General features: G+C 64.7%; 14 protein-coding genes. 9 read left to right on the top strand and 5 right to left on the bottom strand.

The features are described from left to right. A partial coding sequence (locus EZI54_RS19220; protein WP_165495809.1) for a DUF4123 domain-containing protein occupies positions 1-579 on the bottom strand: 579 nt, incomplete at its 3' end. A 243-nt stretch (positions 580-822) separates the two neighbouring features. On the opposite strand from EZI54_RS19220, the gene mtgA reads away from it, so the two are divergent. The 6 genes from mtgA to EZI54_RS19190 are packed head-to-tail and all read left to right on the top strand — an operon-like array spanning position 823 to position 4775. Continuing rightward, complete coding sequence (mtgA, locus tag EZI54_RS19215; RefSeq protein ID WP_131483501.1) at positions 823-1530, top strand: monofunctional biosynthetic peptidoglycan transglycosylase; 708 nt, start codon at positions 823-825, stop codon at positions 1528-1530. Between the two features lie 28 nt (positions 1531-1558). Continuing rightward, positions 1559-1972, top strand: coding sequence for an alternative ribosome rescue aminoacyl-tRNA hydrolase ArfB (gene arfB / locus EZI54_RS19210; protein WP_131483500.1), 414 nt, complete (start codon positions 1559-1561; stop codon positions 1970-1972). Positions 1973-2025: 53 nt separating this feature from the next. Continuing rightward, a complete protein-coding gene (locus EZI54_RS19205) occupies positions 2026-2865 on the top strand; it encodes a YbaY family lipoprotein (RefSeq protein ID WP_165495808.1) in 840 nt (279 codons plus the stop codon). Positions 2866-2874: 9 nt separating this feature from the next. Beyond that, a complete protein-coding gene (locus EZI54_RS19200; protein WP_131483498.1) occupies positions 2875-3852 on the top strand; it encodes a hypothetical protein in 978 nt (325 codons plus the stop codon). A gap of 37 nt (positions 3853-3889) precedes the next feature. Beyond that, the gene (locus EZI54_RS19195) at positions 3890-4393 is read left to right on the top strand and encodes a shikimate kinase (protein ID WP_131483497.1); all 504 of its coding nucleotides are present in this window, start codon (positions 3890-3892) and stop codon (positions 4391-4393) included. Positions 4394-4430: 37 nt separating this feature from the next. Continuing rightward, entirely contained in the window at positions 4431-4775 is a 345-nt protein-coding gene (locus tag EZI54_RS19190; RefSeq protein WP_131483496.1) for a hypothetical protein, read from the top strand. A gap of 26 nt (positions 4776-4801) precedes the next feature. On the opposite strand, the gene EZI54_RS25310 is transcribed toward EZI54_RS19190, so the two are convergent. The 3 genes from EZI54_RS25310 to EZI54_RS19180 form a co-directional block, all read right to left on the bottom strand. Next, the gene (locus tag EZI54_RS25310) at positions 4802-5227 is read right to left on the bottom strand and encodes a 3-hydroxybutyrate oligomer hydrolase family protein (RefSeq protein WP_278248736.1); all 426 of its coding nucleotides are present in this window, start codon (positions 5225-5227) and stop codon (positions 4802-4804) included. Beyond that, complete coding sequence (locus tag EZI54_RS19185) at positions 5188-6939, bottom strand: 3-hydroxybutyrate oligomer hydrolase family protein (RefSeq protein ID WP_278248735.1); 1752 nt, start codon at positions 6937-6939, stop codon at positions 5188-5190. Before EZI54_RS19185 ends, EZI54_RS25310 begins: the two co-directional genes overlap by 40 nt. A gap of 313 nt (positions 6940-7252) precedes the next feature. After that, complete coding sequence (locus tag EZI54_RS19180) at positions 7253-8632, bottom strand: sodium:solute symporter family transporter (RefSeq protein ID WP_131483495.1); 1380 nt, start codon at positions 8630-8632, stop codon at positions 7253-7255. 228 nt (positions 8633-8860) lie between these two features. Here EZI54_RS19180 and EZI54_RS19175 point away from each other — a divergent pair, with 228 nt between their 5' ends. After that, on the top strand, positions 8861-9832 hold the full coding sequence (locus EZI54_RS19175; protein ID WP_131483494.1) for an MBL fold metallo-hydrolase: 972 nt from the start codon (positions 8861-8863) through the stop codon (positions 9830-9832). A 100-nt stretch (positions 9833-9932) separates the two neighbouring features. After that, complete coding sequence (locus tag EZI54_RS19170) at positions 9933-10352, top strand: potassium channel family protein (RefSeq protein WP_131483493.1); 420 nt, start codon at positions 9933-9935, stop codon at positions 10350-10352. A 146-nt stretch (positions 10353-10498) separates the two neighbouring features. On the opposite strand, the gene EZI54_RS19165 is transcribed toward EZI54_RS19170, so the two are convergent. After that, complete coding sequence (locus EZI54_RS19165; RefSeq protein ID WP_131483492.1) at positions 10499-11998, bottom strand: flavin-containing monooxygenase; 1500 nt, start codon at positions 11996-11998, stop codon at positions 10499-10501. Between the two features lie 227 nt (positions 11999-12225). Between EZI54_RS19165 and trxC the strand changes: the two genes are divergently transcribed. Next, positions 12226-12663, top strand: a complete 438-nt coding sequence (trxC, locus tag EZI54_RS19160) for a thioredoxin TrxC (RefSeq protein ID WP_131483491.1) — start codon at positions 12226-12228, stop codon at positions 12661-12663. Positions 12664-12902 lie beyond the last annotated feature (239 nt).

Here is a 12902-nt window from a genome sequence, read left to right as displayed (position 1 = left end):
ATAATGTCTGGAAAGTGCCCTGGCCAGCCGATGCCGGCGCTGGCGGGCCATGTGCTGCAGGTTCTCCGGGGTCAATGTCAGCGGGTCCGCTTCGGCCATTGCTCGCCCCGGCTGGTTACGGCGAAACTGCCAGAATTGGCCGTCGGTCGAGCCGATCAGGCGATGCAGGGGACCTAGCAACCGGTTCAACTGCGAGGAGTCCAACGAGTCTCCGAGGCCGCCCAACGCGTCGGGCAGGGCGAAATTGAACAGGGCCTTGCCCCGGGGAGTCTGGGTCCAGAGGAGGGTTTTGAAATGGGTGTTGGCTGCGTCAAGGGTAAGCCCGGGGCCGACCAGCGCCATCGCCCAGCCTTCGCGAACGCCTTTTAGAAAGTAAGGTTCGGCGGCCGGCTGGTTGGCGTCGATCAGCATGGGGCCGGCGAGTTTGGCTTCGTCCTGGGTTGTCCCCTGGTAGACAAAGCGTAGCCGTGGCTGCGGCTCCTGCTCGTAAAGTCGGCGCAGCGCGTCAGGCCGGAGAGCCTGGTGAACCAGAAACAGGGGGGATTCCAGCGGCGGCAGGTCCGTGAGTGCTTCAAACATCACGGCGTTCCCGCCCTCTCGATCTGCAGGCGATTGATGCTCCATATCCGTATGCCCATGCGTCCGTGCATTGAATGCCTGATCGTAAATGAGAGTGATGCCATTTGCCACCCTTGGCCATGTTGTGGGAGAGCCAGTCAGAGGCGTCGTAAGTTGGCGAGCGGAGTCAGCCCCTTGACCTGGCCGTTGGTCCGGGCATGATGATTAGCCCATCGTCTGACGATTCAGGAGTGAGATTCACGCGTGGCGCGACAATCAGGCTGGAAACGCGCGGCCCGGTGGCTGCTGTACCCCCTTTGTGGGCTGGTGTTGTTCATGCTGGCGGTGATTGGCGTGTTGCGCTTCGTCAATCCCCCGACCACGGCGTTCATGATCGCCGATCACATTGCCCATCCCGGGCGTCGTCAGGTGCAGAACTGGGTGCCGATCCAGCGGATATCGCCGTGGATGCCGTTGGCCGTAATGGCCAGCGAAGACCAGCGTTTCCTCCAGCACTGGGGACTGGACCTGAACGCCATCGCCACCGCGGTGGAGGACTACCAGCAGGGCGACAGCCTGCGTGGCGCCAGTACCATTTCCCAGCAAACCGCCAAGAACCTGTTCCTGTGGAACGGCCGCCAGCTGATACGCAAGGGGCTGGAAGCGGGCCTGACGCTGGGTATGGAGGCGCTCTGGAACAAGCGGCGCATCATGGAGGTGTACCTCAACGTGGCCGAATTCGGCGACGGCGTGTACGGTGTGGAAGCGGCCAGCCTGCGCTTCTATGGCATTCACGCCAGCCGGCTCAGTGCCAGCCAGGCGGCCCGGCTGGCGGCGGTGCTGCCCAATCCCAAGGCGCTGAGTGCCGCGCGGCCGTCGGCCTACGTCTGGCAGCGGGTGGACTGGATCCTGCGCCAGATGAGTCAACTGGGCGGACCCGCGCTGGTGAAGCCGCTGGTGGCGGCCGATTGACCGTTGCACAACCGATACAGGAGTCTGGATGCTGGAGATTTCCCGCAACGTGACATTGCCGGAATCCGAGATCGAGCTGAGTGCCATCCGCTCGCAAGGCGCCGGGGGCCAGAACGTGAACAAGACGTCGACGGCAATCCATCTGCGCTTCGATGTGCGGGCGTCGTCGTTGCCGGAATTCTACAAGCAACAGCTGCTGGCGCTGGCGGACCAGCGCATCACCAAGGACGGCGTGATCATCATCAAGGCCCAGCAGTTCCGCACCCAGGAGCAGAACCGGGAGGATGCGTTGGAGCGGCTGCGGGCACTGATCCGCAGCGTCGCCCGTCCGCGCAAGGCGCGCCGGGCCACCCGCCCCACCCGCAGTTCCCAGCGCAAGCGCATGGATCGTAAAACCGAGCGCGGGCGTACCAAACAACTCAGGGGTAAGGTAAAAATCTGATTAACCGGTTTGTCATGACTATCCTATATCCATATTTGGAAGGAGGAATCAGGATGATGCAGGGTAAACGAGCGTGTGGCGGGACCTGGCGGGGCATCGCCCTGGCCGCGTTGGCACTGGTCACCGCCGGCGCCATGTCGGGGTGCGCCCCGATGATGGAACGCTTCCAGGCGTCGAAGACGCGTCAGATTGAGGGGACGGTGACATACCGGGAGCGCATGATGTTGCCGCCCGACGCCCAGGTCACGGTGGCGCTGGAAGACGTGTCCCTGGCCGATGCGCCGGCCGAGCCCGTGGCCGACATGCAGTTCAGGGCCGAAGGCGCCCCGCCCTGGAGCTTCACCCTGTCCTACGAGCCCGACCAGGTGATCGAGGGGCGTCACTATAACCTGCGGGCCAAGGTCACATTGGATGACCGGTTGCTGTTCATGAGCACCGAGGCCCATCCGGTTGAGCTGCCCGGCGATACCGGACCGGTGGCTATCCTGGTGAGCCGGGCCAGCGGCACCATCGCCGAGATGGCCCGCGCCGACAGCGCCCGCAATAGCCTGATCGGCACCTTTTGGGAACTGACGCGCATTCATGACGACCCCATCAGCCAGGAAACGGACCAGCGTAAACTGAACATGGTCCTGTCCGAGGAAGGTCAGCGGATTTCTGGCTTCTCCGGTTGCAACCAGTTCGCGGGCCATTACACCCTCAATGGCGATCAACTGCAGTTCGGCCCGCTGGCCTCCACCATGATAGCCTGTTTCAAGGGAATGGAGCAGGAAGACGCTTACCAGAAAGCCCTGCGGGCCGTGACCCATTACCGGATCCAGGGACCGTTACTGCAATTGCTGGATAAGGACAACGAGGTGGTGCTGCAGTTCGTCTCCGGCGACCAGCTCTGAGGTTCGTTGATGGCCGAGCGCATACTCAACATCACCAACGGGGACTGTGCCGTCGAGGTCCTGACCCGGGCCGGGCAACCGGGGGACTGGCTGCCTTGGCGGGACATCCTGCATGAAGGCCCGGTTCCGGACGGCCTCGATCTGACCGGCCTGTCGGTGTTGCGGGCGCGCTTTATCAGCGAGCGGGGCTGGGCACCGCTGGAGCAGGCGGATTTCGAGGTCCGGGATGCGTGGCTCGCGCAGTGCGGTGAGTATGACCGCATTCGCCTCTGGTTTGAACACGACCTCTACGATCAACTGCAGCTATTGCAAATCCTGGACTGGCTGGCGGCCCATCCCCCGTCGGTACCGGTCACGCTGCTGACGCTGGATGACTACCTGGGCACGGCCTCGCCCGAGCTGGTTGAGCGCTACCTGGAGGCGGAGCGGCCGGTGAGTGCCGCCCAGTTGGGCCTGGCGCAGGTGGCCTGGGCGGCCTTTCGCGCGGACACGCCGGAGCGCTGGGCCGGTTTGCTCGATGCGGACACCGGCGCCCTGCCGTTTTTTGACGGCGCGGTCCGCCGCCTGCTGGAAGAATACCCCCAGCCCCATACGGGGTTATCGCGCACCGCCTACCATGCCCTGAGCCTGATTGGCCAGGGGGAAGATACCTTCGGCCCGCTGTTCGGCGAAGTCCAGAACACCGAGGAGCGCCGCTTCATGGGCGATCTGGGGTTTCGCTGGCTGCTGCACAACCTGAGCGACGGTGAGGAGCCGTTGCTGGTGACCGACAGCGAGCTGCCCGCCTGGCAGGTGGATCCGGCACAACGCTTCCAACTGACAGCCAAGGGTCGACTCGTCCTGGCCGGCCAGGCTTCGGCAGGAGACCTGATGATCCGCAACCGCTGGATCGGCGGCGTCCACCTGCGCCCGGACCGCTTCTGGGAATGGGATGCCGCGACAGGGCGCTTGCAGGCAAGCACGCTGCGACCGGCCCCGGTATCATAGGCGCCCCCATTCCGCTGATTGACTGGAAGTCCCTGCAATGAACGAACATCCCAACATTGTCCTCATCGGCATGCCCGGCTCGGGAAAGAGCACGGTCGGTGTCCTGCTGGCCAAGCGCACCGCCATGGAATTCATCGATACCGACCTGCTGATCCAGTCGGCAGAAGGCAAGACCCTGCAGGAGATCGTCGATGGCACCGGCTACCAGGCCCTGCGCCACATCGAGGAGCGGGTCCTGTGCGACCTGCATGCCAGCGGTGCGGTCATCTCCACCGGGGGCAGTGCCGTCTACAGCGAGGCGGCCATGTCGCACCTGAAGACAAATGGCCGGGTGGTGTTTCTCGATGTATCGTTGTCCACAGTCCAGCATCGCATCGGGGACTACAGCCTGCGGGGCATTTCCAAGCGTCCGGACCAGACCATCGAAGAGTTGTTCGCTGAACGCAACGCCCTGTACCGGCGCTATGCCGACATCATTGTCGACTGTGATGCCCTGAATCAGGAAGAGGCCTGTCAGGCGGTGCTGGACCAGTTGCCGTAACCGCACCGCCTGGTGCTCGCTGACAGGACACCATGTCATGACAGAACGGATGCGCCATTCTTCCCTATTGCTGGCGATTGCCCTGACGGCTGTTTTGGCCGGCTGTCAGACGCAGCCGACCAGCGAGGCCGAACGGATCGGCCACATGGTGCAGGCGGTGGATGCCGCCATCGACCGGCCGGCCGATCCGGAATCCCTCGACACCCTCGTTCGCTACGGCACCGACAGCCGCTACTACATTATGATCCGCGGCTGGCTGTCGCAGGAGCTCGAGGGTGTGGAAAGCCAGTACGAAGCAAGCCGCAATCCCGAACGGCGCCAACGACTCCAGGCCCGGGCGGATTTCCTGCGTCAGGCCATCCGCCGCATTGACCTGGAGTAATAAGGCGCCGCTGGATCGCCCCGGCGCTAATCCGGAATACGCACTTCCTTCTCCTCGAACACAATCCGGTCGGCCGCGTCCGGCGTTTCAGCGATCGCCGGCACGTTGGCTTCGGTGATGGCCGGTGCGCCGGCACCCCTCGGCGTGGTCCGGACCACCTGGCTCGGCGGCAGCGCCGCGCCTTTGGTCAGGTGCGCGTACATCAGGTCCAGCCCCTCCAGGTAGTAGCGGTGCAGCGGAATGTAGCGCTCGTTAAAGCCGGGGAAGGCATTGAAGGCATCCAGGTGATGGCCGTTGAGCACTTCGTAGTAGTACAGCTGGCTGCTGTTTCCCTCGACGGTCCGGTTGAGCCCGAAGTAGGGCCGCGACGTGTGGTTGATGGGCAGGATGGCATCGGAGCGCCCGGTCACGATCACCGTCGGGATGCCGTGCAGGTCGCCGCTGGCACGGATGGCGTCAATGCCGTCGGCAATCCGTTGCGCCTGGTCGGCCTGTTCGCCCGACAGGCGCGCTCCGGTAACCGCATCGCGCCCTGGGCCAGGCTGCGCAGGCACAGCAGGGCATCCAGGCCATAGTCCCGCAGGCCGCTGGAGGGTGACGTGCTCAGCTTGAGGTTGGTCGGCCCGCCACTGGCGTCGTCGTAGACCTGGTTGATGCCGGCCGACGGCGGAATGCCGTTGCTGGTGGCAAACAGCGTGGCCTCGGCGGTCTCCGCAAGCGGCTCGACTGCGCCGGTACTGGCGTTGGTGGCGGCGAAGCTCAGCCCGCAGAGACGATCCGTCACCCCGAAGCGCCCGTAGGCGTTGGCGTAGGTCATGCTGATGCTCTGGGCGACCGCCGCGCCGAAGTGGCTGGGAGCCACCAGGTCCTGTTCCGGCTGGATGGCGTAGGTTTCGTTGAGGATGCGCTGCGCGTCGGTGGCCCGGGCATCGGTGTCCGCCCCGCTGACCAGACCCCTGGCGGCCAGGACGCTGCAGATGTTGTCATCCACGGTGAAGTCGTTGAGCACCCCGTTGAACGGCGCCGTATCCTTCACGCCCGGTGCCAGGTTGGCGCAGCCCTGATACACCGCCAGGGCGGTGGTGTAATCCAATAGGCTGTGGCTGTGATCTCTGACCGGCGCGGCGTTGCCCTGGCGGATGGTGAAGCTCGTATCCACCGTCGGGTTCACGTTGGGTTCAGACACGGCGACCCCGTCGATCAGGCCGCGGCGGTCTTCCTCCGCTGCCCGCACCGAGGCGCCGCCGCCGTTGGAAACCGACGAGGCGATCACCAGCGTGTTGGACGGTTTCAGTGTCACCTGGACCTTGCCGTTGGGGAGTTGCTTGCCGTAGGTTTCATTCAGCACATAGAACCCGAATTCGATGGATCTGAGCACGTACCGGCCCCAGTCCGCCTCCGGGTTGACCTGCGAGTGGGCGTGCTTGACGGCAAAGCGATCCGGCCAGTTGGCGTTGAACGTTGCCAGTTCCGCTGCTGAAAGCCCGGGCCGGAACTGGAGCCGGGCTGCGGGATCGGCTGTCGTCTGGCCTTGCAGGGTCTGGCCTTGCAGGGTCTGGCCGGCGCCGGTTATCAGGTTGAAGACGCCGGTCCCGGTGCCCTTGTCGGTGTAGATCACCGCGCAACCTTTCTTCAGTCCCCATTCACCGGCGGTGCCGATGGCGCCGTAAATCCCGCGGGAACCGGACGACGGTGCGGTGACCATGCAGGCACTGGCGGGATCGAAGCTGTCGGGAACCTGCAGCATGACTGTCGCCGGTACATCGTTGCCGTCCAGGGTCATCAGGGCGAGATACTCGTCGCCCGGGATCTTCCCCTCGGCATCGTCCGCGTCCACCTGCGGGCCGAACAGCGTCCCGTAACCACCGCCGGCACTGGTGTCCACCAGCGCCCGGTATTTGTTGTAGATGGCCAGGGTGCGCAGTTCTTCGGCGGTGGGATTCAGCGGATCGGCTGGTGCCGGCGCGGTGCCGCTGGCCAGGCCACCTGCACCCAGGCCGCCGGTCAAGAGGTCGTTGCCGGACCCGTCATAGCGTCGATGGGCAATGTCGCTGATCAGGAAGCCGGGTTTCTGGTTGATGCCGGCAATGGGCCGGGCATCGGCCGTACCGGCGGCGAGGCTGAAGGCAGCCATCGCCACCATGAGTGGGAGGCGAATCGTCATGGTGTGCTCCTTGCGCTGTTGTTGTTGTGTTGGAGGGGCAATCTGCCCAGCACCGGAACACCTATGCGCATGCTGTGCCAAAAAGTAAAACATTGGTAAAACAGGGATGTCATGGATGAGGTGGAGGTGGGTCAGAGGAAAACCATCCGGAAATCCGGACAGGTGAAGAGACCCGGCCGGCGCGAACCCACGAGGAAACGGGGTCTGGGACGAGTGCTTCGGGTGTCCGCCTGGGCAGACAGTGTCTGCGTGTATGGACACCCGAATTGGAAAGGCGCCGATAGCAGGGTGGCTACCGGCGTTTCAGGGGCGACTAGCCGGTCGTTTTTGCCGAATAGGGATGGAGCAGGCCCAGGCCGACACTGACCACCGCCGATGCCGCCAGAGCCCCGAGGAACGGCGCCAGGGTCGGCACGCCGCCGGGGAAGCTGGCGGCATGCAGGCCGCCGATGGCGCTACCCGTAGCGATCCAGTCCGGCAGGACGGCACCGATCAGGCCGGCCACGGCTCCGGCGACGGCGGCGGTCGTGGTCATGCGTGACCAGAGGCCCAGCAGCACCGGAATCACAGTCGTGGCGCAGAGCAGGTCGGCGATCAGGAACAGGCGCAGCACCGAATAGCCCTGCAGTGCGATGAGGATAACCGGCACCATCAGCAGCACCGTCAACCAGCGGGCGCCGGTCAGCGACAGCCCGCGTTTTTCGGTGACGGCCAGCGAGGCAAGGCCGTTCTGCAGGGTATCGACCGAGGACGCCACCAGTGTCAGGGCCAGCACCAGGGCCGCGGTCGCCAGCCAGCCCGGCGCGCTGTGCAGCATGGCGAAGAAGGGAATCGGCGGCGAGCCCAGATCGGCGCCGCTGAGCGCCGCCGCGATACCCAGGCCGCCGACCAGCGCCACCACCAGTACCGTCGTAATACCACCAAGCATCGCACCGCGCCCGAGCACCGCGCCATCCCTTGCGGCCCACAGGCGCTGCCAGTAACCCTGGTGGAACAGGTTGGCAGCGGTCACCGCGATCACCAGGGTCAGGGCCACCGCAAGGGCATCCGTCACGGGCACCTGTGGCAGGCTGGCGGCCGCCGACGGATCCGGCAGGGCCGGGAGGGCAACGGCGCCCACCAGCAGGATCAGCGCAATCAGCAGCAGGCCCTGCCAGCGATCGGTGACCAGACTCGCCCGCAATCCGCCCCAGGCGGTGTAGACCAGCGTGGTGACCGCCACGCCGAGGATGGCGAGGTTGCCGTTGAGGTCGGTGAGCAGTCCGGTAATGGCGCCCACCGCCGTCAGCTCGGCGGTCAGGAAACACAGCATGTAGAGTACGGAAATCAGCGCCACCCAGCGGCGTACGCCGGTGCCGAAACAGGCCTGGGCGAATTCGCCGATGCTGCGGCCTTCGGGTAGGTGACGGCGGATGGCCGGGCCGCAGGCAGCGAACACCAGGAACGGCAGGGCCGCACCGACGGCGTAGCCGGCCAGGGCAACGGGGCCCACCATGGCGCCCACTTCGGGCGGCGCAAACAGGATCCAGCCGCCCATGCCGGACGCCAGGAAAGACAGCCCCAGGGCCTGGGCGCCCTGGGAGTTGCGGGCGGTGACGTAGTCGTCCAGGCCGCCGTCCGCGAAACGGGCGCGCAGGCCCAGCCAGGTAAAGACGAGCAATGCGGCGGCAACGGCCGCTGCGGTCATGATCATGTCGCGCTTCCTCCGCCGGTATGAACCGGATCAGGTTCCAGGGTCTGGACGGGTTCCCGTCGTATTCTCAGCCTGCCGACCGGCGGCAGACTCCCCTGGCGACAAATGTGTGGAATGGGATTTCGACGGCCATACTGACATAGTTCGCAGGCTCAATCGATTGGCGAAAAGGCGGCTGTACATCGATCCTGTAGGACGGGGATAGATATCGACTTCAGGGAGGTTTTTATGCACGTCATTCGAAACAGCCTCATGGCGCTTCCGCTCCTGGCGCTCAGTGCCTCTCTTGCTCAGGCGGCTGATACCGTCCGCGTCACGCCGCTGGGCGGACAGGATGGCGAGTTCTGCGTCCTGGACCGGGCCATGGTGTTCGAGGACCCGAACGGCACCCGCATCCTCTATGATGCCGGGCGCACCGTTGCCGGAGCCGACGATCCGCGCCTGGGCAGGATTGATGTGGTGCTGGTCAGTCACGTCCACGGTGACCACATGGGCGACCGGCACGTTCCGAAACCGAATGCCGGCAGCTGTGCCTCACCGGCGGCTTCCGAAGACGACGCGCCGCTGTCCAACAGCGTGAAGATCGCCGTGAAAAAGGACGCGCATATCGTCACCGGCAGTGAAATGGCCAGCTTCTTTGCCGGCCGGCTGAGAGCAGCGGGCGGCAACCCGAAAGACTCGGTGCTGGTCCGCTTCGGGGCCCATGTGGAGGAAGGGGGTGTCGGGATCACGACCGTGCCGGCGGTGCACAGCAACGGCCTGTCGCCAGCCTTCATCGAGGGGCAGATGAGCCGGATCATGGCCGCGGCCGGACTGACGGCCTACGTGGGCCCGCCCACCGGCTACGTACTGACGTTCAGTAATGGGCTGGTGGTCTACCTGTCCGGGGATACCGGCATCACCGCGGATCAGCAAGCCGTGGTGCACGACTACTACGGGGCGAAACTGGCCGTGATGAACATTGGCGATACCTACACCACCGGCCCGGCGGAAGCGGCCCATGTGATCAACGAGATGGTCAGGCCGGCCAGTGTCATTCCGTCGCACGCCAACGAACCGGCCACGGAGAATGGTAAGGTTCGTCCGGGCACCCGCACCGAAGCGTTTATCCAGGCCAGCGAGGTACCGGTTCACGTACCCCTGAGCGGACGCTCCATGGCGTTTGATGCCGGCGGTGTCTGTGTGGAGGGCTGCGGTTGAGCGGGGCGGCTCGCCCCGGCGGCCAGCGTCCTAAAGCCGAGCGAGAGAGGGTCTGGAGGTAACAACGGATGCCCGGTTCCCGAAAGCGTCCATAGCGGTCATGCTGGTGCTGAGCCCGGTCGTCACCGCCATGGCGGTCCTGGTGCATTTTCGGGGACTGTCGCTGCTCAACCGCTACATACCGCGCCTGGGTATTCCCCACCATTTCCGCATCGTGGTGGGCGTGGGCGGCGCCATGCTGGCGCATATGGTGGAAGTCTGGCTGTTCGGTGTGGTGTATTACTGGATGAACGCCTATCCCTACTGGGGCCATCTGGCGGGCAATTTTTCCGGCTCGCTGCTGGACTGCGTCTACTTCTCGCTGACCACCTATACCACCATCGGCTTCGGTGACATCGAGCCCTTCGGGCCGATCCGGTTCCTGTGCGGTCTCGAAGCCCTGACCGGCCTGGTGCTGATTACCTGGAGCGCGTCATTCCTGTTCCTGGAGATGCAGCGTTCCTGGAAGCCCGGTCGCTGATCGGGCTCAGACGTCCTCCACCGACACCTGCGCGGCGGCATCTTCCAGTTCCCGGATGAGTTCGCGCAGACGGCGGCACATGTCGGCGCTTTCCACCAACTGGTCCACCATCGCCTGGGTGGTTTCGCAGATGCCGGCCCACGGGTTCAGGCCTGCTGGGCGCTCAGGGGAGCCGGTTGGGCTGCGGTCCTGCCGGCATGGTTGAAGACCAACGCGTCATCGTCCACCTTGCCGTAGCGCAGGTTGATGAGGTCCAGTAGGTAGTTCTGGTACAGCTTCCAGGGTTTGCGGTCGCCCTGCTTGGGCAGGTGTTCCAGCGCCCGCAGCACATAGCCGGAGTCCAGGTCCAGGAAGGGTTCCTCCTCCACGTGACCGCTGACCACCGGCGTAACCGTGTCGTAGCCCTGGCTGTCCATGTACTGTAGCAGGCGGCAGACGTACTCGCTGGTCAGGTCGGCCTTGAGCGTCCAGGAGGCGTTGGTATACCCCACCACCATCGCCAGGTTGGGCACGTTGCTCAGCATCATGCCCTTGTAGCCCATGGTTTCGTTGGGCTGGATGAGCTGGCCGTCCACGTGCAACTCGGCGCCGCCCAGGGTCACCAGGTTCAGGCCGGTGGCGGAAATCACGATATCGGCTTCCAGCTCCTGGCCCGATTTCAGGCGGACGCCCTTCTCGGTGAAGGTGTCGATGTGGTCGGTGACGATGTCGGCCTCCCCCTTGCGCAGGGCCCGGAACAGGTCACCGTTGGGCACCAGGCACAGGCGCTGGTCCCAGGGGTTGTAGCTGGGGTTGAAGTGGGTGTCGATATCGAAATCCCTGCCCAGTTGGGATTTCAGGTGCTGGCGCAACACGCGGCGCATCAGTTTCGGGTAGCGCCGGCAGGCCTGGTAGAACAGCATCTGCATGGATACGTTCTTCCAGCGGGTGATCTGGTAGGCCGCTTTCGCCGGCAGCAGGCGGTTGAGCCAGCGGGCGATCAGGTCCACATCCGGCAGCGACAGGATGTAGGTGGGCGAGCGTTGCAGCATGGTGACCTGTTTCGCCTTGCCCGCCATCGCCGGCACCAGGGTGACGGCCGTTGCACCACTGCCGATCACCACCACGCGCTTGCCGGTGTAGTCCAGGTCTTCCGGCCAGTGCTGGGGGTGGATCACCTGCCCCCTGAACTGCTGGATGCCCGGGAAGTCGGGCATATAGCCCTGGTCGTAGCGGTAGTAGCCGGAGCAGTTGAGCAGGAAGTTGCAGGTCAGCTTGACCGGGCGGCCGGTCTTCCGGTTTTTTGCCTTGACCGTCCAGGTGGCGTCCTCGCTGGACCAGTCGTAGTGGGTGACCCAGTGGTTGTAGCGGATGTGCCGGTCAATGCCGTTATCCGTCGCGGTGTTCTTGAGGTAGTCCAGGATCGACGGCCCGTCGGCGATGGCCTTGCCCTGACGCCATGGCCGGAAGCCGAAGCCCAGGGTATACATGTCCGAATCCGAACGGATGCCGGGATAGCGGAACAGGTCCCAGGTACCGCCCAGGTTGTCGCGGCCTTCCAGGATGGCGTAGCGTTTGTCGGGGCAGTTCGTCTGCAGGTGATAGGCAGCGCCGATGCCGGAAATGCCGGCGCCGACAATCAGGACGTCGAAATGCGTGTGGGCCATTGTGTTGGACCTCATAACTACCGGGGATTACCCGATTCCTGTTGAGTAAAGCATGTGCTTTAGTTATTTCAACCTGAGGTCCCCGGGCAGTGCAAGTTTTAATCAGCGACGGCCAAGGAATTGGCCCGACTTCACCGATTCCCGGCCGTGAGTCCCGCTCCGACAGTGCTTGATATTGCGTCGGATCACCCCCAAAAAGGGGGTATATTGACCGACGAGGTGTGGCCATGACCGACATCCTGAATATTCCCTGTCCCCACTGCCTCAAGACGAACCGGGTGCCCGAGTCGCGGCGGGGTGAGCATCCCAAGTGCGGTGCCTGCGGCAGGCCGCTGTTTGATGGCACCGTGGCGGAATTGGGCGAAGCCAGCCTCGCCAACGTGACGGCCCGCTCCAGCCTGCCGGTGCTGGTGGATTTCTGGGCCAGCTGGTGCGGACCCTGTAAGGCGATGGCACCGGCCTTCGCCGAGGCCGCCCGCAACTGGAAAGGCCAGGCCCTGCTTGCCAAGCTGAACACCGAGCAGGCGCCCCAGACCTCGGCCCGCTTCGGTATCCGCAGTATCCCGACGATGATCCTGTTCCGGGGTGGCAAGGAAGTGGCGCGCCAGAGCGGTGCCCTGTCAGCCGCCCAGATCCATTCCTGGCTGACCAACCAACTGCGCTAGTGGGCGCCGACATTGTCCCCCGCTGGCGGTCGCGAATGCGTTGTGCCCCTTGATTGGCAAGGCGCAACCCGCGTAACCCGTGGCGCCGGATCCTAGTGTCCCGTCTGGTTAATTCGTTGACCTACTGCGTACCGCTGACGTCTCTGGTCAAGGCGCCAGCCCGCCGGTGTGGTGGTTCCACATCAAGGGTTGGCAACGCAGGTCCAGAGGCGTCAGCGGTGCGCCCTTCGGGAGCGCCT

The organism is Marinobacter halodurans (assembly GCF_004327985.1).
In the GTDB taxonomy this organism is placed as follows: domain Bacteria; phylum Pseudomonadota; class Gammaproteobacteria; order Pseudomonadales; family Oleiphilaceae; genus Marinobacter_A; species Marinobacter_A halodurans.
This window is presented reverse-complemented; position numbering and strand designations above follow the sequence as displayed.